General features: G+C 61.4%; 21 protein-coding genes. 12 read left to right on the forward strand and 9 right to left on the reverse strand.

The features are described 5' to 3' along the window. Positions 1 to 2: 2 nt before the first annotated feature. The gene (locus tag HAV21_RS15425) at positions 3 to 821 is read right to left on the reverse strand and encodes an enoyl-CoA hydratase/isomerase family protein (protein WP_166842349.1); all 819 of its coding nucleotides are present in this window, start codon (positions 819 to 821) and stop codon (positions 3 to 5) included. Further along, on the reverse strand, positions 818 to 2,035 hold the full coding sequence (locus HAV21_RS15430; RefSeq protein ID WP_166842350.1) for a CoA transferase: 1,218 nt from the start codon (positions 2,033 to 2,035) through the stop codon (positions 818 to 820). The genes HAV21_RS15425 and HAV21_RS15430 overlap by 4 nt, the downstream gene beginning before the upstream one ends. A 127-nt stretch (positions 2,036 to 2,162) precedes the next feature. On the opposite strand from HAV21_RS15430, the gene HAV21_RS15435 reads away from it, so the two are divergent. The 6 genes from HAV21_RS15435 to HAV21_RS15465 all read left to right on the forward strand — a co-directional run bounded on the left by HAV21_RS15435 (position 2,163) and on the right by HAV21_RS15465 (position 6,892). Next, the gene (locus tag HAV21_RS15435) at positions 2,163 to 2,927 is read left to right on the forward strand and encodes an IclR family transcriptional regulator (RefSeq protein ID WP_142937946.1); all 765 of its coding nucleotides are present in this window, start codon (positions 2,163 to 2,165) and stop codon (positions 2,925 to 2,927) included. Positions 2,928 to 3,159: 232 nt separating this feature from the next. Continuing rightward, positions 3,160 to 3,318, forward strand: coding sequence for a hypothetical protein (locus tag HAV21_RS15440; protein WP_018778776.1), 159 nt, complete (start codon positions 3,160 to 3,162; stop codon positions 3,316 to 3,318). Continuing rightward, complete coding sequence (locus HAV21_RS15445) at positions 3,315 to 3,578, forward strand: hypothetical protein (RefSeq protein ID WP_142937947.1); 264 nt, start codon at positions 3,315 to 3,317, stop codon at positions 3,576 to 3,578. Before HAV21_RS15440 ends, HAV21_RS15445 begins: the two co-directional genes overlap by 4 nt. 587 nt (positions 3,579 to 4,165) lie before the next feature. After that, on the forward strand, positions 4,166 to 4,519 hold the full coding sequence (locus HAV21_RS15455) for a hypothetical protein (RefSeq protein ID WP_166842351.1): 354 nt from the start codon (positions 4,166 to 4,168) through the stop codon (positions 4,517 to 4,519). Between the two features lie 115 nt (positions 4,520 to 4,634). Beyond that, entirely contained in the window at positions 4,635 to 5,228 is a 594-nt protein-coding gene (locus HAV21_RS15460) for an SRPBCC family protein (protein WP_166842352.1), read from the forward strand. Positions 5,229 to 5,362: 134 nt separating this feature from the next. After that, complete coding sequence (locus HAV21_RS15465) at positions 5,363 to 6,892, forward strand: CYTH and CHAD domain-containing protein (RefSeq protein ID WP_166842353.1); 1,530 nt, start codon at positions 5,363 to 5,365, stop codon at positions 6,890 to 6,892. Between the two features lie 69 nt (positions 6,893 to 6,961). Here the strand turns inward: HAV21_RS15465 and HAV21_RS15470 are convergent, their stop codons facing one another. Beyond that, positions 6,962 to 7,798, reverse strand: coding sequence for an alpha/beta hydrolase (locus HAV21_RS15470; protein ID WP_166842354.1), 837 nt, complete (start codon positions 7,796 to 7,798; stop codon positions 6,962 to 6,964). Between the two features lie 73 nt (positions 7,799 to 7,871). Then, positions 7,872 to 8,870, reverse strand: coding sequence for an aldo/keto reductase (locus HAV21_RS15475; RefSeq protein WP_166842355.1), 999 nt, complete (start codon positions 8,868 to 8,870; stop codon positions 7,872 to 7,874). A 160-nt stretch (positions 8,871 to 9,030) separates the two neighbouring features. On the opposite strand from HAV21_RS15475, the gene HAV21_RS15480 reads away from it, so the two are divergent. Together HAV21_RS15480 and HAV21_RS15485 are read left to right on the forward strand one after the other, a co-directional pair. After that, positions 9,031 to 10,764 carry an ABC transporter ATP-binding protein gene (locus tag HAV21_RS15480; protein WP_166842356.1) on the forward strand — a complete coding sequence of 578 codons (1,734 nt, stop codon included), beginning with the start codon at positions 9,031 to 9,033 and terminating at the stop codon, positions 10,762 to 10,764. Further along, positions 10,761 to 12,728: an ABC transporter ATP-binding protein gene (locus HAV21_RS15485; protein ID WP_166842357.1), complete on the forward strand. Its 1,968-nt coding sequence runs from the start codon at positions 10,761 to 10,763 to the stop codon at positions 12,726 to 12,728. The genes HAV21_RS15480 and HAV21_RS15485 overlap by 4 nt, the downstream gene beginning before the upstream one ends. A 125-nt stretch (positions 12,729 to 12,853) precedes the next feature. Here HAV21_RS15485 and HAV21_RS15490 read toward each other — a convergent pair whose 3' ends face one another. After that, complete coding sequence (locus HAV21_RS15490; protein ID WP_166842358.1) at positions 12,854 to 13,426, reverse strand: MOSC domain-containing protein; 573 nt, start codon at positions 13,424 to 13,426, stop codon at positions 12,854 to 12,856. A gap of 64 nt (positions 13,427 to 13,490) precedes the next feature. On the opposite strand from HAV21_RS15490, the gene HAV21_RS15495 reads away from it, so the two are divergent. Genes HAV21_RS15495 through HAV21_RS15505 form a run of 3 tightly spaced genes read left to right on the forward strand, consistent with a single transcriptional unit; the run spans position 13,491 to position 14,953 of the window. After that, on the forward strand, positions 13,491 to 13,889 hold the full coding sequence (locus tag HAV21_RS15495) for a hypothetical protein (protein ID WP_166842359.1): 399 nt from the start codon (positions 13,491 to 13,493) through the stop codon (positions 13,887 to 13,889). A gap of 35 nt (positions 13,890 to 13,924) precedes the next feature. After that, complete coding sequence (locus HAV21_RS15500) at positions 13,925 to 14,116, forward strand: helix-turn-helix transcriptional regulator (RefSeq protein WP_166842360.1); 192 nt, start codon at positions 13,925 to 13,927, stop codon at positions 14,114 to 14,116. Positions 14,117 to 14,170: 54 nt separating this feature from the next. Beyond that, on the forward strand, positions 14,171 to 14,953 hold the full coding sequence (locus HAV21_RS15505; protein ID WP_166842361.1) for an alpha/beta hydrolase: 783 nt from the start codon (positions 14,171 to 14,173) through the stop codon (positions 14,951 to 14,953). Between the two features lie 24 nt (positions 14,954 to 14,977). On the opposite strand, the gene HAV21_RS15510 is transcribed toward HAV21_RS15505, so the two are convergent. Genes HAV21_RS15510 through HAV21_RS15520 form a run of 3 tightly spaced genes read right to left on the reverse strand, consistent with a single transcriptional unit; the run spans position 14,978 to position 16,158 of the window. After that, positions 14,978 to 15,157, reverse strand: coding sequence for a hypothetical protein (locus HAV21_RS15510; protein WP_166842362.1), 180 nt, complete (start codon positions 15,155 to 15,157; stop codon positions 14,978 to 14,980). Positions 15,158 to 15,172: 15 nt separating this feature from the next. After that, positions 15,173 to 15,544 carry a hypothetical protein gene (locus HAV21_RS15515; protein ID WP_166842363.1) on the reverse strand — a complete coding sequence of 124 codons (372 nt, stop codon included), beginning with the start codon at positions 15,542 to 15,544 and terminating at the stop codon, positions 15,173 to 15,175. Continuing rightward, entirely contained in the window at positions 15,532 to 16,158 is a 627-nt protein-coding gene (locus HAV21_RS15520; protein WP_166842364.1) for a TetR family transcriptional regulator, read from the reverse strand. Before HAV21_RS15520 ends, HAV21_RS15515 begins: the two co-directional genes overlap by 13 nt. An 80-nt stretch (positions 16,159 to 16,238) precedes the next feature. Between HAV21_RS15520 and HAV21_RS15525 the strand changes: the two genes are divergently transcribed. Beyond that, positions 16,239 to 17,018: an SDR family NAD(P)-dependent oxidoreductase gene (locus HAV21_RS15525; RefSeq protein ID WP_166842429.1), complete on the forward strand. Its 780-nt coding sequence runs from the start codon at positions 16,239 to 16,241 to the stop codon at positions 17,016 to 17,018. Here the strand turns inward: HAV21_RS15525 and HAV21_RS15530 are convergent. Continuing rightward, entirely contained in the window at positions 17,013 to 17,492 is a 480-nt protein-coding gene (locus tag HAV21_RS15530) for an NUDIX domain-containing protein (protein ID WP_166842430.1), read from the reverse strand. The two genes, HAV21_RS15525 and HAV21_RS15530, sit on opposite strands and share 6 nt — an antisense overlap. Positions 17,493 to 17,708 lie beyond the last annotated feature (216 nt).

A 17,708-nucleotide genomic window follows, 5' to 3' on the forward strand; every position in this document is an offset into this window, starting at 1 on the left:
GATCACACCCCAGGGTGGGGCTCAGCCGCTGGTCGCCAGGTGAACTCAGGCTGCTCGCGGTTCAGGAATGCTCTGATGCCGATCCCCATATCCGGGCTGTCCGGCATCGCCGACCAAGCCTCAGCCCATTCCCGATCAACATCCGATGGGGCGGCGTCCATCAGTCTTTTCATGGCGTGCATGGAGAACCGGGAGCGGCTCCGCAGCGTGCTGACAAGTGCTGCGCACTTCTCCTCAAAGAATTCGGAAGGCACGACGTCGGCCGCCAGCCCGAGCGTCCGGGCTTCGGTTGCGCTGAACGTCAGTCCGCTGAGGAGGATGTACTTGGCGTTGGCATGTCCCACAAGCCGGACGAGCCGTTCAATGCCCGGGCGGGGGTAGATAATCCCGATCTTGGCCGGGGTCAAGCCGATCACGGCACGCTCGTTGGCGATAATGAAGTCGCAAGCCGAAGCGATCTGCCAGCCGCCGCCCATGCAGGCGCCATCCACCAAAGCGACAGAAGGCTTGGACAGGGAAGCGATGGCTGCATCGGCCCCACTGAGATGATCCACGGAGGTGCCGTCCGGTTGAGGATCCATCAGCACCGACGAAAGTTCACTGATGGAAGCCCCGGCGCAGAACGTGTCCCCGGCACCCCTCAGCACCACCACCGCAACATCCGGATCGGCGTCCAGTCGTGGCATGAGTTCCTGGATTTCCAAGCACATATCCCGGGTCAGGGCGTTCCGCTGTGCCAGGTTGCAGATCTCCATGGTGGCCACGCCATTAATGATCGAGACGGACATACGGCCCGCCCTGACGTCGGAAACCGTGGTCATCGCTGTGCTCCAATCTTTGCCGACCCGCACATAATGCGGCCTTCGCGCTCAAGCCGGGTGACGTCGTCGTGCGTCATTCCAAACTCCATCAGTACATCCGCGGTGTGCTCGCCCAGAAGCGGTGGGGGCGAGAGGATTTCGCTGGCCTCGCTATCCAAGCTGAGGGGCCCGCGCAGCAGGGGGAGCTCGGATCCGTCCAGGCGCTCGCGGCGTTGCACCAGTCCCAAAGCGGCAACCTGCTCCGAGGCGAGGGCTTGCGTGTAGTCATAAATCGGTCCGCAGGGGATCCCGGCCTGGCTGATCAGCGGAACCCAATCGGCGGCGGATTTGGCCGCGAGGGCTGTTTCGATGAGTTCCGATAACTGATCCCTGTTGGCTGATCTGTCCGCCCCGGTAATGAACCGGGGGTCCTCCACAGCCCCGGGAACACCGATCAAGCCGCAAAATGCCCGCCATTGCTTGTCGCTTCCCACGGCAATATTGATGGACTCCGTGGCCGTGGCGAACATGCCGTAGGGGGCGATCACCGGGTGGTTGTTGCCCTGCGGTGTGGGTGCTTCGCCGAGGCTAAGTGCCTTCTGTCCTTGGAAAGCGGACAAATTCAGCGCAGTTTCCAACAGGGAAGTGGACACCCGGCTGGGACGCTCGCCGTTCCGTGCACCCATGAGCGAGGCCACGATTCCAAAAGCACAAATCATTCCTGAGGTGATGTCCACAATGGGCACACCTACGCGGTAGGCCGAGCCCGGTCCGGGGCCTGTCACTGACATCAGCCCGGACATTCCTTGGATGACCTGGTCCAGGCCGGCGTCGTCCTTGAGGGGACCGGTGTTGCCAAATCCGGTCACGGACCCCACTACGAGCGCCGGGTTCAGCTCTTCCAGCCGGGCAGGAGTGAAGCTCATTTTCTCCAGTGTGCCGGGCTTGAAGTTTTCCACCAGGACGTCCGCGTCGGCGATCAAGCCTGAGAGGATTTCGCGTCCCTCTTCAGAGTAGAAGTCGATGCACACGGAGACTTTGTTGCGGTTAACGGAGTCGAAGTACAAGCTATGGCCGTCCTGGAACGGGGGCCACTGGCGGGCCGTGTCACCGCCGTTGACGCTTTCCACTTTGATGATCCTGGCACCCATGTCGGCCAGGAGCGCGGTGCAGTAGGGGCCGGCGAGGGCACGGCTGAGGTCGATAACGGTTATCCCGCGGAGTGGTTTGAGCATGGTGTGCACCTTTCGTGCCTTAAAACTTGCGCTTGCTTCATCGGTTCACTGGATGAACCGTTGGTTCATTTTGGGAAGTCGCCTGTAATGTAGGGCACTGAGGGAAGTCGGTCAAGCAGGAGTGTGGATGAGTACGCAGAGCGTGGTCACGGCGATTCGTGTATTGGAGGCTGTCTCGGACAACCAGCCGGCAGGCCTGTCCGAGCTGAGCCGCGAGGTGGATGTACCCAAGGCGACGGTGCTGCGCATGCTTAGGACACTGGGTGAATTGGGGTGGGTGACTCAGTCGGAATCCCAGGCCGGGAAATGGGTGCTGACCAACCACGCCTTTGCTGTTGCGAGCCGTGGAAGCAGCGGTTCGGTCATTCGTGACGCCGCCATGGGCCCACTGAACGCGCTGCAGCTGGACACCACCGAGACCGTTCACCTGGCCGTGCCGGACCGCGGATACATGCTGATCATCGAGCGCCTGGACACCCCGCACGTTCTCCGGGCGTTCCTGCCGCTTGGTTCGAGGCTTCCCATGCACGCTTCCTCCACGGGGATGGCCTACCTTTCGGCAGCCGACGACGCATTTGTGGATGAATATCTGGCCGGTCCGCTGGAAGCTTTGACGCCCCAGACCGTAGTAGACCCTGCCCGGCTTCGGGCGATGATCGCAGACACCAGGGCCCGGGGGTACTCCATCAACGAGCAAGGCCTCAGCACAGGAATCACATCAATCGGTGTTCCCTTGTTGGGCACGGGCGGTGTTGCGGCGGGCTCTATCTCCATTTCCGGACCATCAAGCAGAATTGTTCCGGCCAAGTACCAGGAGTACGGCGAGGCGGCGGCGGGGACTGCTTTGGAGATCAGCCGCGCCTTGGGGGCGTTCTCCACAAAGGGCTACTAAGTTTCCTCTCTGAATACTTCGTTCCGGCCTAATGCGCGCCTATCATGATGCTATGTACGTACCCCTTCACGGGCAGAGGGTCCGTTTGAACTAATTCCGTGGGGGTACGTAAGCGATATAGGGAAGAAATTCTCTCATCGGTGCCCGTTGGCATGGGTGGCGCTTCAGTAATGGAGTACCAGCGGACGCCTTCCTGAATAGACAACAGTTATTGAAAGGGATGCGTAGCTCAATGAACACTCTCTTAATAATCGCCGGTGTTATAGCGATCATCTTGCTCTTGGTAGGCGGATTCAATCAGGCCCTCAGCTTCCTGCTGTGGGTGGGAATCATCCTGCTGGTGCTGGCACTGATTGGCTGGGTAGTAGGCCGAGGCCGGTCGCGCGTATGACAACAGACCCAAGCGAAGTTGCAGGTTTTGCCCAAGTTCGCGATGGGACCACCACCCCCGGCAACCCTATTCCCAGGGATCCGGGGACGCCCGGCCAGAGCAGCCAAGTGCCTGCAGGTGATGCTTCGTCGGAAAGTCCGGACGACGCCGTCGATACCGGTCCCAGCGAATCGGCCAGTCCGCCCGGACCAGCCGAAGAAAAGGACGAGAAGACCGCGGACCCGCGTGGTCTGACTACCGAAACAAATCCTACGGATTGATCGGCACCAGCGCGGCCGCGAGCAGGAGATATCCCGTCCGTGGCCGCGCTCTCATGGCAAACCAGGATCTGTGGTTTGCTGCTAATTGCCGGGCCTTGTCTTAGCGATTGGGAAAAAGATGCGAATCGGTTCAATCATCGGGTTGTTGGTGGTGGTGTGGCTCATTATTGGAGCTATTGCTGCCGGTCAGCGGGGATATTTCACATCACCGCCCGCGCAGTGTTCGCAGTTTGCCACCATAGCGCTGAATATCGTTGCCGGCCCGCTGAATTACACAGGCTTGGATCCTCAGGGTGGCTGTGAGATTCCACAGCCGTCATAAGTAGATCCGCAGGACACCTCGTTGGCGCGTTGGCGCCCGCGCGCACTCAAGCCCGCGCCCGCTCAAGCCCGCCCGCTCACGCCGCGCGCGCTGATGGCGCCTGCCGTGATGGCATCCCACCCGCGGCGGCATCCTAGCCCCCGAATAGCCTTTTACTAAGTTTGCTGACTATTATCGTCAAAGGCATGGACATGCCACCAAGGGGCCTTATAGGTTCGAAGTGTTCCATTAACACGTTCCACCGCTCAGGGAAAGGACAGTTCACATGGACAAGCAGAATGCCACACCGGAAGAGGAAGTGGGAGGCTACGGCACTCCTACCGCGGAGCAGGAAGCCGGCGGAGGGCAGGCACAGCCCCGCGTGGAAGAAGACATCGAGGAGGCTTCCCTCGGAGAGGGCACTGGCGCGCCAAACCTCAGCCACCTGAATCCTGAGGACTCAGACAGTGCGGGCGAGCCCGGTGCCGGCCGATTCGGCGGTACTGAGGAGCAGGCCCACGCGGAGCAGTCCTCGTTGCCTGACGGCAATGACGGCAACCTTCCGGACGGAAGCGGAAACGACCTTCCTGAGGAAGAGTCTCCCAACGACGATGACGAAGAAAGTTTCGACGCCGGCTAAGAGCTTTGGCTGGCGCGCTTTAGACAGGCGCGCCACTGGTTAAGCAGCCAGCTGGCTGGCGCGCCACCAGCAGTACAGCATGAGCACCCGAGACGAGATCGAAGGAGCAAAATCTATGGCTACCGTCCATAAATCAGTCGAAGTGGATGTCCCCGTATCTGTCGCCTACAACCAGTGGACACAGTTTGAGGCGTTCCCCCAGTTCATGAATGGAGTGGAGGCCGTACAGCAGATTGACGAGACCGGCCTGCACTTTTCAACCAATGTGGGTGGAGTGAAGCGCGAGTACAACGCGCAGATCATCGAGCAAGTCCCGGATACCTTGGTGAGCTGGGCCAGCGTTGACGGGCCCCGCAACGGCGGCACCGTAAGCTTTGAGCCCCTCGACGCCAGCCGCACGCGGGTGAACGTTGAGATTGTCTGGGAACCCGAGGGCCTTGCTGAGAAGGCGGGTTCAGCCCTTGGTGCGGACAGCCTCCGGGTTGGCGCGGATCTGGACAAGTTCAAGAAGTTCATTGAAGCCCAAGGCCATGAAACGGGTGCTTGGCGCGGCACGGTGTCCGGGGGCGATGTTGATGACACCGGTGAACCTTTTGGTAGCAGGGGAGTGGCAACAGCCGAATTCCCGTCCGTCGACCCGGATCTCTCAGCCCCCGCGGCCAATGAGGGGCCTGCCGAGCCGCCCCAGCCGCGCGCTCCTGGTCTCTAGGCACTCTGGCGCCAGGCTGAGGACTGGCTCAAACTGGATATCGAATCATCAGTAGTCCTAGCGAGGGCCGGCCACCACAAGGGCCGGCCCTCGCGGCATAGCTAAGATCAACGGCAGAAGGAGTTCTGACAGCGATGGCAACGTCTTGGAGTGTGGAAGCTGAGCAGAAATTCGACGCCGAACCGTCCACGCCGCTGCCACGCCTTGACGCGATTGACGGCGTAAGCCGTGTGGGCGAGCCTGGCACGTACAACCTGGAAGCCGTCTACTTCGATACACGGCATTTGGCCCTCGCCGCCCGCGGGATCACGCTGCGCCGCCGCACGGGCGGACCCGATGCAGGCTGGCACTTGAAGCTCCCACATAGCGCGGGACGGCGAACGGAGACTCAGGCACCTTTGGGTACTGCCGATACCGTCCCGGTTGAACTCATGGACCGCATACTGGCCTACACCCGGGGTCATGCAGTGGCCGCCATCGCAACTCTGAACACGGAACGTACCAGCTACTCCTTGTACGGCAAGGATGGCCACCGCATGGCCGACTTTGTGGATGACCGCGTTCGCGCCCGGTCGATGCTCGGCGAACCGCGCGATATGACTTGGCGGGAATGGGAGGTGGAGCTGGCACCGGATGGAACTGACGACGGTGACGACACCCTGCTGGGCACACTGACACAGCAACTTTCCCAGGCCGGAGCAAAGCCGAGCCAGCGTACCTCCAAGCTGGCTACTGCGTTGGGCGATGCTTGGCCTACGTTGGAACAGACAGAACGTGAAGCGCCCAGCGGTAGTAGTCCTGCAGTGACACCAGTGCTCCGTTATCTGGAGGAGCAGGTGGCTGAGATGCTCCTCCAGGACTCCCACGTACGCCTCGCCCGGGACGATTCAGTCCACCAAATGAGGTCCCAGATTCGCCGAATCCGTGCAGTGCTGCATGGTTATAGCGAGCTTTTTGCGCAGGCCGCGGTGAAGGATCTGGAAAGGGAGCTGAAATCGCTTGCAAAGACACTTGGCCGGTACCGCGATGTGGAGGTTTTGCACGAACGGTTGAAGGTCAGCCTCGATCAATTGCCGGGGAAGCTTGTTCTGGGTCAGCTCGGGGACGAGTTGGAAGAGCGAATGACCCTGAGGGCCCGGAATGCGATGTCTGCCGTGAAGAACCGGTTGAACAGCCCGCGCTACTTCACGTTGCTGGACAATCTGGAGTCCTTTCTTAATCATCCGCCGCTGACATCAGAGGCTTCCGCGCCGGCGAAGAAGGCCACGGCAAGGCTCGTCAACAAAGCCGGCAAAAGGCTCCGCAAACGGCATGACGCAGCGGTGGGAGCCGCCGTCGGGCCTCAACGCGACACGGCGTTCCACGAAGTTCGGAAGGCCGCCAAAAAGTTGCGTTTTGCCGCAGCGGCAGTGGAGGCCATCCACGGCAAACCCGCGGTGAAGCTGGAGGATGCCGCCCACAGGATTCAATCGATCCTTGGCGACCATCAGGACAGCGTCGTGGCCCAAACGGAACTGCTGAAGCTGGGGTCCGCGCCAGGCGTCAGCAACGGCGCTTTCACCTATGGAGTGCTCCATGCGATGGAAAGCACCGCCGCTGAAGCGACGCTGGACGAGTACCTGCGGAAGGGAAAGAAGGCGCGAAAGCTTCGCCTTAAGAAGTAGGAGTTTGTGTACAGCAAATGCCCTTAAAACGCCTTCTAAAGGTCATCTGCTGTACACAAACTCCGGGCTTTACTTCTTGAGGAACGCCAGCAAGGCCTGGTTGATTTCGGCGCCGTGCGTCCACAGCAGGCCGTGCGGCGCGCCTTCGATTTCCAGGTACTCGGCGCTGGGAAGGGCGTCCTTGAAACGCCGGCCGGTGACGTCGATCGGGAGGATGTTGTCCGCAGTGCCGTGAACAATCAAGGCCGGCACGTCAATCTTGGGGATGTCGGCACGGAAGTCGGTGAGCCACGTGGGCTGGGCGGCCACCGAGGCGAAGGCCCCGGACTTGCTGGCCAGGTTCCAGCTCGCATTCACGGCTTCCTGACTGAGACGATCCGTGCCCAGGAAGGTGTCGCTGTTGTAGAAGTTCTTGAAGAACTCGGTGAAGAAGGCGTAGCGGTCAGCCTTGACGCCGGCGGCGAGGCCATCGAAGACTTCCTGCGGCACGCCGTCCGGGTTGTCGTCGGTTTTTAGCAGGAAAGGCTCCAACGAACCGAGGAACACGGCCTTTGCAACACGGGCCGAACCGTAGGTGCTGATGTAGCGCGCCACCTCGCCGGTACCCATGGAGAATCCCACCAGAACGGCGTCGTTCACGTCCAGCGTGTCCAGCAAGGTCTTCAGGTCAGCGGCGAAGGTATCGTAGTCGTAACCCTCCGTGGGCTGGCTGGACTTACCGAACCCGCGGCGATCGTAGGTGATGACGCGGTAGCCGGCGTCCAGCAGTGCAGCTGTCTGCTTCTCCCAGGAGGACCCATCCAAGGGGTAGCCGTGAATCAGGACCACTGTCTGGCCGGTCCCATGGTCCTCGTAGTAAAGCTCAATCTCAGTGCTGTTTTCGTTTCCGACGGTGATGTAAGCCAAAACTCAAGTCCCTTCGATGCGGTTCAACACGAACGTTTCCAGCCTACTGTCCGGCTGCGGCGCCGGCACGGGTTTACAGGTTGGTCATCCGCTCGCCAGCCTCGTTGTAGCGGCCACCCTCCACGGTGATTTTCGCCGCGGCCGCCTCGATCTCGTCCAGTTCAGCAGGTGAAAGTTCGACGTCGGCCGCGGCCAGGTTTTCTTCCAGGCGGTGCAGTTTCCGTGTGCCGGGAATGGGAACAATCCAAGGCTTTTGTGCCAGCAGCCATGCCAAGGCGATCTGGCCCGGCGTCGCGCCTTTTCGTTCAGCGATTCCGGCGAGGAGGTCCACCACGGCCTGGTTGTTCTGCATGGCCTCGGGCGTGAACCGGGGGATGGTGCTGCGGATGTCGTTGCCGGATTCGAAGCTGGTGGAAGCGTTGATGGTTCCGGTCAGGAACCCTTTGCCCAGGGGGCTGAAGGGTACAAAACCAATCCCCAGCTCTTCGCATACTTCCAGGACTTCTTCCTCCGGACGGCGCCACCACAACGAGTACTCGCTCTGAACCGCAGCCACGGGAAGGACTGCGTGGGCTCGCCGGATGGTGCCTGCGGCTGCCTCGGACATACCGAAGTGCTTCACCTTTCCGGCGTCTACCAACTCCTTGACGGCACCTGCCACGTCCTCGATTGGCACCTCTGGATCGACGCGGTGCTGGTAGTAAAGGTCCAGTGCGTCCACGCGGAGCCGCCGCAGGGATCCCTCAACTACTTCTTTGATGACGTCGGGCCTGCTGGTGACCTTGCCGCTGGCTTTCCGCGAGGCGGGGTCAATGTCCCAGCCGAACTTGGTGGCAATAACCACCTGATCCTTGAAGGGTGCCAATGCTTCGCCGACGAGTTCCTCATTGGCGTAAGGTCCGTAGATCTCGGCGGTATCGAAGAACGTCACACCTCGCTCCACCCCTCTGCGGATCAAGGAGATCATTTGGTCCCGGTCCGGCCGTTCGCTGTATCCGCCGGTCATGCTCATGCATCCCATGCCAATGGCGGAAACTTCCAGGCCGCCGGTACCGAGTGTGCGCTTTTCCATGATTGGTTTCCTCTGCAGTTCGGGCTGATGATTACTTCGACGTTATGGGGCCGGACCGGGGTGAGGGAGTCCCTGACATTACCCCTCACTTCCCTCTAGTTGCCCACAGCAACCAGACGTAAACTGGCCTTCGGTTCACAACCCTTGGTTCGGAGACCCCATGCTGTGGAAGGTTCTTGTTCGCTTCCTGCGGCCGCATCAGCGGCTGCTGATCGCCGTCGTTCTCTTCCAACTGGCGCAGTCCATTGCGTCGCTGTACCTTCCGACGCTGAACGCGGACATCATCGACAACGGCGTTGCTACCGGAGATACCGACTACATCCTGCGCATGGGCGGGCTCATGCTGCTCATTACCTTGCTGCAGATCGCGTGTGCCGTGGTGGCCGTGTACTTCGGCGCCAAGGCTGCCATGGGGATGGGCCGTGACCTCCGGGATGCCATCTTCAGCAGAGTAGGGGAGTTCTCGGAACAGGAGGTCACCAGGTTCGGGGCGCCCTCCTTGATTACCCGTTCCACCAACGACGTCCAACAAGTGCAGCAACTGGTCCTTATGTCCTGCACCCTGATGGTCGCGGCGCCCATGCTGAGCATTGGCGGCGTGATCATGGCGGTGCGACAGGACGCGCAATTGTCATGGCTGATCGCAGTGTGCGTGCCGGTGTTGCTGGTGGCCGTGGGGCTGATCGTCACCCGGATGGTGCCGCTGTTCCGGAAGATGCAGGTCCGGATCGACGCCGTCAACAGGGTCCTCCGCGAGCAGCTCACCGGCATCCGTGTGGTGCGGGCCTTCGTCCGGGAGGACATGGAAGCCGCCCGTTTTGCCAAAGCGAACGACGACGTCACTGACGTTGCGCTGCGGGCCGGCCGTCTGATGGCTCTCATGTTCCCTGTCGTCATGCTGGTGATGAATGTTTCCTCCGTGGCGGTGATCTGGTTCGGATCCTTCAGGATCGAGGACGGCTCCATGCAGGTGGGCACGTTGATCGCGTTCCTGAGCTACCTGATGCAAATCCTCATGTCGGTCATGATGGCCACGTTCATGGCTGTGATGATCCCGCGTGCGTCCGTTTCTGCCGACCGCATCGGCGAGGTGCTGGACACCGAATCAAGCGTCCAGCCGCCGTCGAAACCTGTCACCGGCGGTATCCGCCGCGGCGAACTGGAGATGCACGACGTCGGATTCGCCTACCCGGGTGCCGAACAGCCGGTGCTGAGCGGGCTTTCTTTCACCGCCCGAGCGGGGGAGACCACCGCAATCATCGGCAGCACCGGCGCCGGCAAAACCACGCTCGTGAACCTCATGCCTCGGCTGTTCGACGCCACCTCCGGGTCGGTTCGGATGGACGGCGTGGACGTCCGCGAACTGCACCCGGATCTGCTCTGGGGCCACATCGGGCTGGTGCCGCAGCGGCCCTACCTCTTCTCCGGAACAGTCCGCAGCAACCTTCAGTACGGCAAACCCGATGCCACTGAGGACGAGCTGTGGCAGGCGCTGTCCGTGGCTCAGGCCCGGGATTTTGTGGAGGAAATGGAAGGCGGACTGGATGCGGTCATTTCGCAAGGCGGCACCAACGTGTCCGGCGGGCAACGTCAACGGCTTGCGATCGCCCGGGCACTGGTGAAACAGCCGGAGCTCTACATCTTCGACGACTCCTTCTCATCCTTGGACACCGCCACCGATGCCCGGCTCCGGCAGGCCCTCAAACGCCACACCAACGGAGCCACGCTGGTGATCGTGGCGCAACGTGTGTCCAGCATCGCGGATGCGGACCAGATCTTAGTGCTCGACGACGGCAGGATTGTTGGGCGCGGAACGCACCATGAGTTACTGGAGACCTCCGAAACCTACAGGGAAATCGTGTCCTCCCAGCTCGCGGCGGAGGAGGCAGCATGAGTGCGGTATCAGCCGGGCCACGCGGTCCTCAACGGCCAGCCATGGGACCGGGCCGCGGAGGACCCTTCGCCGGGATGAACATTCCGGCTGAGAAAGCATCGAACTTCAGTGCCTCAGCCCGGCGGCTATTGGGGACCTTGCGGCCGGAGCGGTTCTGGCTGACGCTGGTGCTGGTGTTCGCCGTGGCCAGTGTTGCCTTGTCTGTCATTGGTCCGAGGCTCCTGGGTGAAGGCACCAACCTGATCTTCGCCGGCGTCGTCTCAAAACAGCTGCCCGCCGGCGCCTCCAAAGCCGACGTGATCGCGGGCTTGCGCGCTTCTGGCGACGACAGCAAGGCCGACATGCTGAGCGCCATGACCCTCACTCCCGGCGTCGGAATCGACTTTGCTGCGCTGTCCTCGGTGCTGCTATGGGCGCTGGCGCTGTATGTCCTGGCCTCAGCGTTCGGCTGGATGCAGGCGTACGTGCTCAACGGCGTTGTCCAACGCACCGTGTACCGCTTGCGTGAACGGATCGAAGCGAAAATACACCGGCTGCCCCTGAGCTACTTCGACAAAATCCAGCGTGGAGAACTGCTCAGCCGCGTCACCAATGATGTGGACAACATCTCCCAAAGCCTCCAGCAATCCATCAGCCAAGTGGTCTCCTCCCTTCTGACCGTGCTGGGTGTGCTGGTGATGATGTTCCTGCTCTCACCGCTGCTGGCCCTGATCGCCTTGGTAACCATTCCGCTGACGCTGGGAACCACACTGCTGATCGCCAAACGCTCGCAGAAATTGTTCGTGGCGCAGTGGAAAAACACCGGCGAACTCAACGGCCAGATCGAGGAGACCTACACCGGGCATGCGCTGGTGAAAGTCTTCGGACGGCAGAACGAGGTGCAGGAAAAGTTCCGTCTCAAGAACTCGGAGTTGTACCAGGCGAGCTTCGGGGCGCAGTTCGTGAGCGGCCTGATCATGCCGGCCATGACGTTCATCGGAAACCTGGTGTACGTGGGGATCGCCGTAGTGGGTGGCCTGCAAGTCGCCTCCGGTTCCATGCAGTTGGGTGACGTCCAAGCCTTCATCCAGTACTCGCGGCAGTTCACCATGCCACTGGCCCAACTCGGCTCGATGGCCAACATGCTGCAATCCGGCGTTGCCTCAGCCGAGCGGGTGTTCGATCTGTTGGATGAGGAGGAAGAGTCGGAGGAGCCCGTTGCTTCTGTTTCCGGGCCGTCGCGCGGGCGGCTCGTGTTCGAGAACGTGTCCTTCCGGTACTCGCCGGACAAGCCGCTCATTACGGACCTCAGTCTGGTTGCCGAGCCGGGGCAGAGCATCGCCATTGTGGGGCCGACAGGAGCGGGAAAAACCACCCTGGTGAACCTCATGATGCGTTTCTACGAGCTGGACTCCGGGCGCATCACCCTGGACGGCGTGGATATTGCGTCCCTCTCGCGGCAGGAATTGCGCTCGCGGATGGGCATGGTGCTGCAGGATACGTGGCTGTTTGGCGGGACTATCCGGGACAACATCGCCTACGGCAGGCCCACGGCTTCCGAGGACGAGATTGTGGAGGCCGCCCAGGCAACCTATGTGGATCGCTTTGTTCGGTCCTTGCCCGAGGGCTACGACACCCTGCTGGACGACGAAGGCGGGAATGTCTCCGCTGGCGAAAAGCAGTTGCTGACCATAGCCCGGGCGTTTTTGTCCAGGCCATCGGTGCTGATCCTGGATGAAGCCACCAGCTCCGTGGACACCCGGACAGAGGTGCTGGTGCAGAAAGCCATGAACGCGTTGAGGTCCGACAGAACCAGCTTCGTGATCGCCCACCGGCTCTCCACCATCCGGGACGCCGATCTCATTCTGGTGATGGAGGCCGGGCAGATCGTGGAGCAGGGGACACACTCGGAGCTGCTGGCCGCAGGTGGGGCGTACTCGCGGCTGTACGAGGCCCAGTTCGCGGCGCCCGTCTCTGAGGTGTGAGGCGCGGCGTACGCTTCTGGCCTGTCGCTTCTGGCCCAACTTTTGACGCCGATGGGCCGCTTTGCAACTAGTATAGGTTGATTTTGGGGTACTGATGGCTCAAAGAAGGGCTGGAAGCGACGGGATTATGGCAACCGCGATGGCCTCAGCACGTTGGCGTCCCCGGCCTTAGCAGGGTCGAGCGGCACGGGGCTGACGAGTACTGCCGGGCCTCGATGCAGCACGCCGCCTGTGATCACCTGGCACCGTACGCCACCCCGCCCGCGCATCGCCTTGTGGGCGCCGGGAGCGAGCATTTCATCCATCCAGGCGCAGGGGTGAGCGGGTCGCCCGGCCTTGAGCCGCACGGTGTCTCCGCCGGACTCAAGGGTGAACTCGTGTCCGAGCAGGGGAGCCAGCTCAACGCCTCGCAGCACCACATTTCGACGGGTCAGGAGAGGGTCAAACGGTCCAGCCCCAAGCTCGGCTGCCATGGACTCAAGTGCCTCCACCGCGAACAGCGTCACGGCAGCATCCATGTGTGCGGCCTTGCCGTAGAATCGGTCGCCAACGATGCCTTTGCCCGCTACCAATTCCGCGTGGTCCGCGTCGGTGGTGGGGACATCTGCAGCTCCCTCGCGGGCGCGGCCGAAGTAGGCGTGTGCCGGCGACACCAAAAGGTGCAGCACCTCGACGTCGTATCTGTGGTCAGCGCTCATCCCCCAACGCTAGCGTCGATGCGCAACCATTGCCTCCACGTGTAAAGGGTGCTTTACTTTAAAGATGAGTAAAGCTTCCTTTACATCCAGGCGGGCGCCGTTCCATCACTACGTCTTGGCGATTATCCTCGGTGCCATCCTGACCGTGGCGGTTTCTGTCCTGGTGGGTGCATCAAACCCGGATGACTTCTGGCTCGCTGCGGCGATTGGAGCCCTTTGTGCCGCCTACCCGGCTATGTCGCTGGGAGCCAAAGTCTTCGTGTCGAACCACACGGTGGCCCGCGATGCCCACGGCGAACAGAGCGTGGAGCTGCAGTGGATGCGCCAAGCCGGCGCCGGAGCTTTCATCGACGTCCTCGTCGCCACCATCGCGGCCGCTATGGTGCTGGTCATCGGACGCATCGCTGTGGATGCCCTTCCGATCCTTCTGGCCCTGGTTGGCTTGAGCGCGGTGGACGCCTGAGCGCGCTACCTTGTCATCCGCTACCGGGCTCTGAAGTGAAGAACAACCTCGCGGAGCGTCGCGCGGAACGGCGCTGGACGCAAGCGGATCTGGCTGCCGCGCTCGGAGTGTCCCGCCAGACGGTGATTTCCATCGAGCGGGAGAAGTTCGATCCCTCGCTGCCGTTGGCGTTCCAGATTGCCAGGACCTTCGACTGCGCCATCGAGGACATCTTCACTGCTGATTGACACACTGTGTCCTGCGCCGCAGCGCTTTGAGGGCGGCCCGGATACTGTGGCACGGTGAACTTTGCTGAGGCCGCCGACGGCGCTGAACTCGCCTGGACGTCCGAAGGCGAGGGCGAACCAATGCTCCTGATCGCCGGACAGGCCACGTCCATGGACGGTTGGGGTCCGACGGCGGAACTTCTGTACCGCTCATACCGCGTCATTCGCTTCGATCACCGCGGGATTGGTCGGAGTGGGAAGGGTGACGCCGAGCGCTACACGACGCGGCTTCTCGCCGAGGATGCCGTAGCCGTCCTTGACGCCGCGGGAGTGGATTTAGCACACGTGTACGGTCATTCGATGGGCGGGCGCATAGCCCAGTGGTTGGCCATCGACTACCCGAAGAGAGTCCGTACGCTGGTTCTTGCCGCAACGAGCGGTGGAAAGTGGCCCGACGCTGTGACCCAGCCGGATCGAGAGGCATTGGACGCCTTGACCAGTGGAGATATGTCCCGGCTGGAGCCGCTCTTCTTCGATGCCGAATGGGCGCAAAGCAATCCTGCGGCGGTTCACACGTTCTTCAACTCCCACGCGTCGGCATGGGCCAAGGCGCGACACTTTAACGCTAGCCGCGAGCACGACGCCTGGAGTCATCTCGGTTTCATCCAAGCCCCCACGCTCTTACTCCATGGAACTGAGGACGTGCTCACGCCCTTGCCCAATGCACTTCTGATGCGCCAGCACATCCGTGGCTCCGTACTGGTGCGGGTTCCTGGTGCAGGGCACGGCCTCCACTTGGACCACCCCGAGACAGTTGAGTGGATCCGGCATTTCATCGCCAGAAAGAGCCGCTCATAATCCGGGGACTCTTGAAGCGGTTTGCTACTTGGACGGTCCAGCCTTGCGCTCTGAAGCAGCGATCAGCTTCTCGGTCTGTTCGAGAATCTTGGCCCGAATTGGGGACGAGACAGTGACTGTCTTATTGCGGGATACCAGGCGCACCTCGTACCGTCCTCCGCTTGATGGTCGGTGGGATGTATCGATTGCTGTTTTCTTAGCCATGTTCATCTCCTTGTTCTAAGTTTGGCTGACGTCCGGCGTGTCGTCTACTCGGCTCTCACCTTCCTCGTCATCAACCTCTTCTTCGAGTTCTTCATCTTGGATTGCTATGGAGACGATTTTCATGAGGTCGGCGTCCTCGGTTGTGGCAAGGTCACTGTCCACCATGTGTACTAGAACACTTACTCCTGTAAGTCTGCGTTGGGGATCTTCCTGATCCAGTGCTGCATCGATTGCCCATTGTGCCCGTTTCCACCATTGGTCCCGCTTGTCGGCCTTGGTTTTCTGGCGGTAAGCGAAGTAAGCCACCAAGGCCACGCCGAACGTCGCCAGAGGTGCCAATGATGCTGCTCCCTTGGCCACATCAAAGAGCACCGCTAGTGCTTCCACTGGCCAGCTCCTGCATTATCTAAAGGAACCTTCAAAACCTCCAGGGCGGCCAGCAGGTACGGGGTCGGATCTGGATCCGCGCCGGCCGCCCACTGCATCCATGCTTCGAAGGTGGCTGCGAGGTACGCGGCGCTCAGGTAGCGGGCAGCAGAGTCGGGCAAGCCATTCTCAACAAGGAAAGCCAGGGCCCTTTCGCGCTGGGGGGCCAGGGACTCGTAGCTGCGGCTGGTCAGTTCAGGGTGCTCGGCAATCAGGCGGAGTCTGCCGCGGGTGACGGACAGGTCCGGCATGACGGCTACTCCGGCGATCGCCGCCGCGCGCAACCCTGCCAGCACGCCGCCGTCGGGCGTTCCGGGGCTGTGGAACGAGCCGAAGGCGAGCGTCGAGGCTTCCACCACCGGTTCGCTTCCGCCCCACACGAGGTCGGCTTTGCTGGCGAAGTAGCGGTAGAGGCTCTTGCGCCCGATTCCGGCAGCCTTGGCGATGTCCTCCATGGAGGTGTTCTCGTAGCCGTGTTCAGCGAAGAGGTCCAAAGCCAGTCCGGCCACGGCGTCGGGGTCAATGGTCGCTGGCCTGCCGCTGGGACGCGGGGGTTTGGCATCGTCCGAAGTCATTTCTCCAGTATTCACTCTTACATAATGACACAGAGTGTCATAAGATGGGCGGACCACTCAGCAATCATCGGAAGGACATCATGGGCAACGACGCTTCATGGCAGGAGACCATTACCAACGGCCGTTTCGCCGGCAAGACCATCATCGTCACGGGCGCAGCCTCGGGAATCGGCCAGGCGACAGCCTTGCGGATAGCCAAAGAGGGCGGCAGGGTGGTGGCTGCCGACATCAGCAAGGAGCGTCTTGACGCTCTTGTGGAGGAGAACGCCGACCTGGACCTGATACCGGTGGCGGGCGACATCTCCACTGAAGAAACGGTGGCTGCCGTCGTCGCCGCTGCGGACGGGCGTGTGGACGCCTTGGCCAACGTTGCGGGAATCATGGACAACTTTGCGCCGATTCACGAGGTTGATGACGAGCTCTGGGAGCGGGTTTTCCGGATCAATGTCACGTCCCTCATGCGCCTCACCCGCGCAGTGGTACCACTGATGCTCGATGCCGGAACGGGCTCCGTCGTGAACGTTGCTTCCGAGGCAGGCCTGCGTGGTTCGGCCGCCGGGGCCGCCTACACCGCGTCCAAACATGCGGTGGTGGGCCTGACCAAGAATTCTGCCGTGATGTACGGGCCCAAGGGGCTTCGCTTCAACGCTGTGGCTCCGGGGCCAACCATCACCAACATTGTGGCGAACTGGGGATCGCAGTTGGCTGCTGAACGCTTGGGTCCCCTGATGCAGGCCACTGTTCCCACCCCCGCAACCGCAGCACAATTGGCTGCTTCCATCACCTTCCTGCTCAGTGACGACGGCACCAACGTCAACGGCGCCATTCTGGCGTCCGACGGCGGCTGGTCGGCCTTATAGGGTTTTCTCACCAAGGTGCCGGACCAGTGCGTCCACAATGGGCAATTGCCCTTTGACGAGCTTGGTCCGGGCCACTGTTTCCTCAAACCACCTGGCGTCGTCGATCTCCGGGAAATCCTTGATGGCACCCGAGCCCTTGGGCCATTCCATGGGGAAGGTGTTGCTGACAATCTTTTCCGGTTGAAAGTCGCTGGCTTCTGCTGTGAACGCGGTGATCAGCTTTCCGGAGGGCTGTTTAAAAACGCCCAAAAGTTCGTAATCCGCCAACGGTGGCGGTGTTCCTATTTCTTCAGTGAATTCCCGCTGGGCGGCATCCAATGCGTCTTCGTCCTCAGGGAATTCTCCCTTGGGAATGGACCAAGCGTGTTCATCTTTGCGGGCCCAAAAGGGTCCGCCCATATGGGCTATCCAAAGCTCCAATTGCCCGGCCATGTTTCGCCGGTGAAGGAGGATGCCAGCGCTGCGGATTGTGATGTTCCCTCCAGGGTTCGGCGATGCGGCAAAAGTCTCTCGGACACGTCAAGGCTACTCGCGGATTTGGCGCCGTTATCCAATTGATGTCGGGCCAATGATTATTGCTTGTTCATTTTCCTTCCGACAGGGCCCTTGCTACTTGATAATCGAGGACAGGCGTTCCTCGGGGGTGGAACGTCGTTGCGGTCACCGGCATCAGCCGTTGACGGGTCTGGG

It is taken from the genome of Paenarthrobacter sp. MSM-2-10-13 (genome assembly GCF_011605365.1).
Taxonomy (GTDB): domain Bacteria; phylum Actinomycetota; class Actinomycetes; order Actinomycetales; family Micrococcaceae; genus Arthrobacter.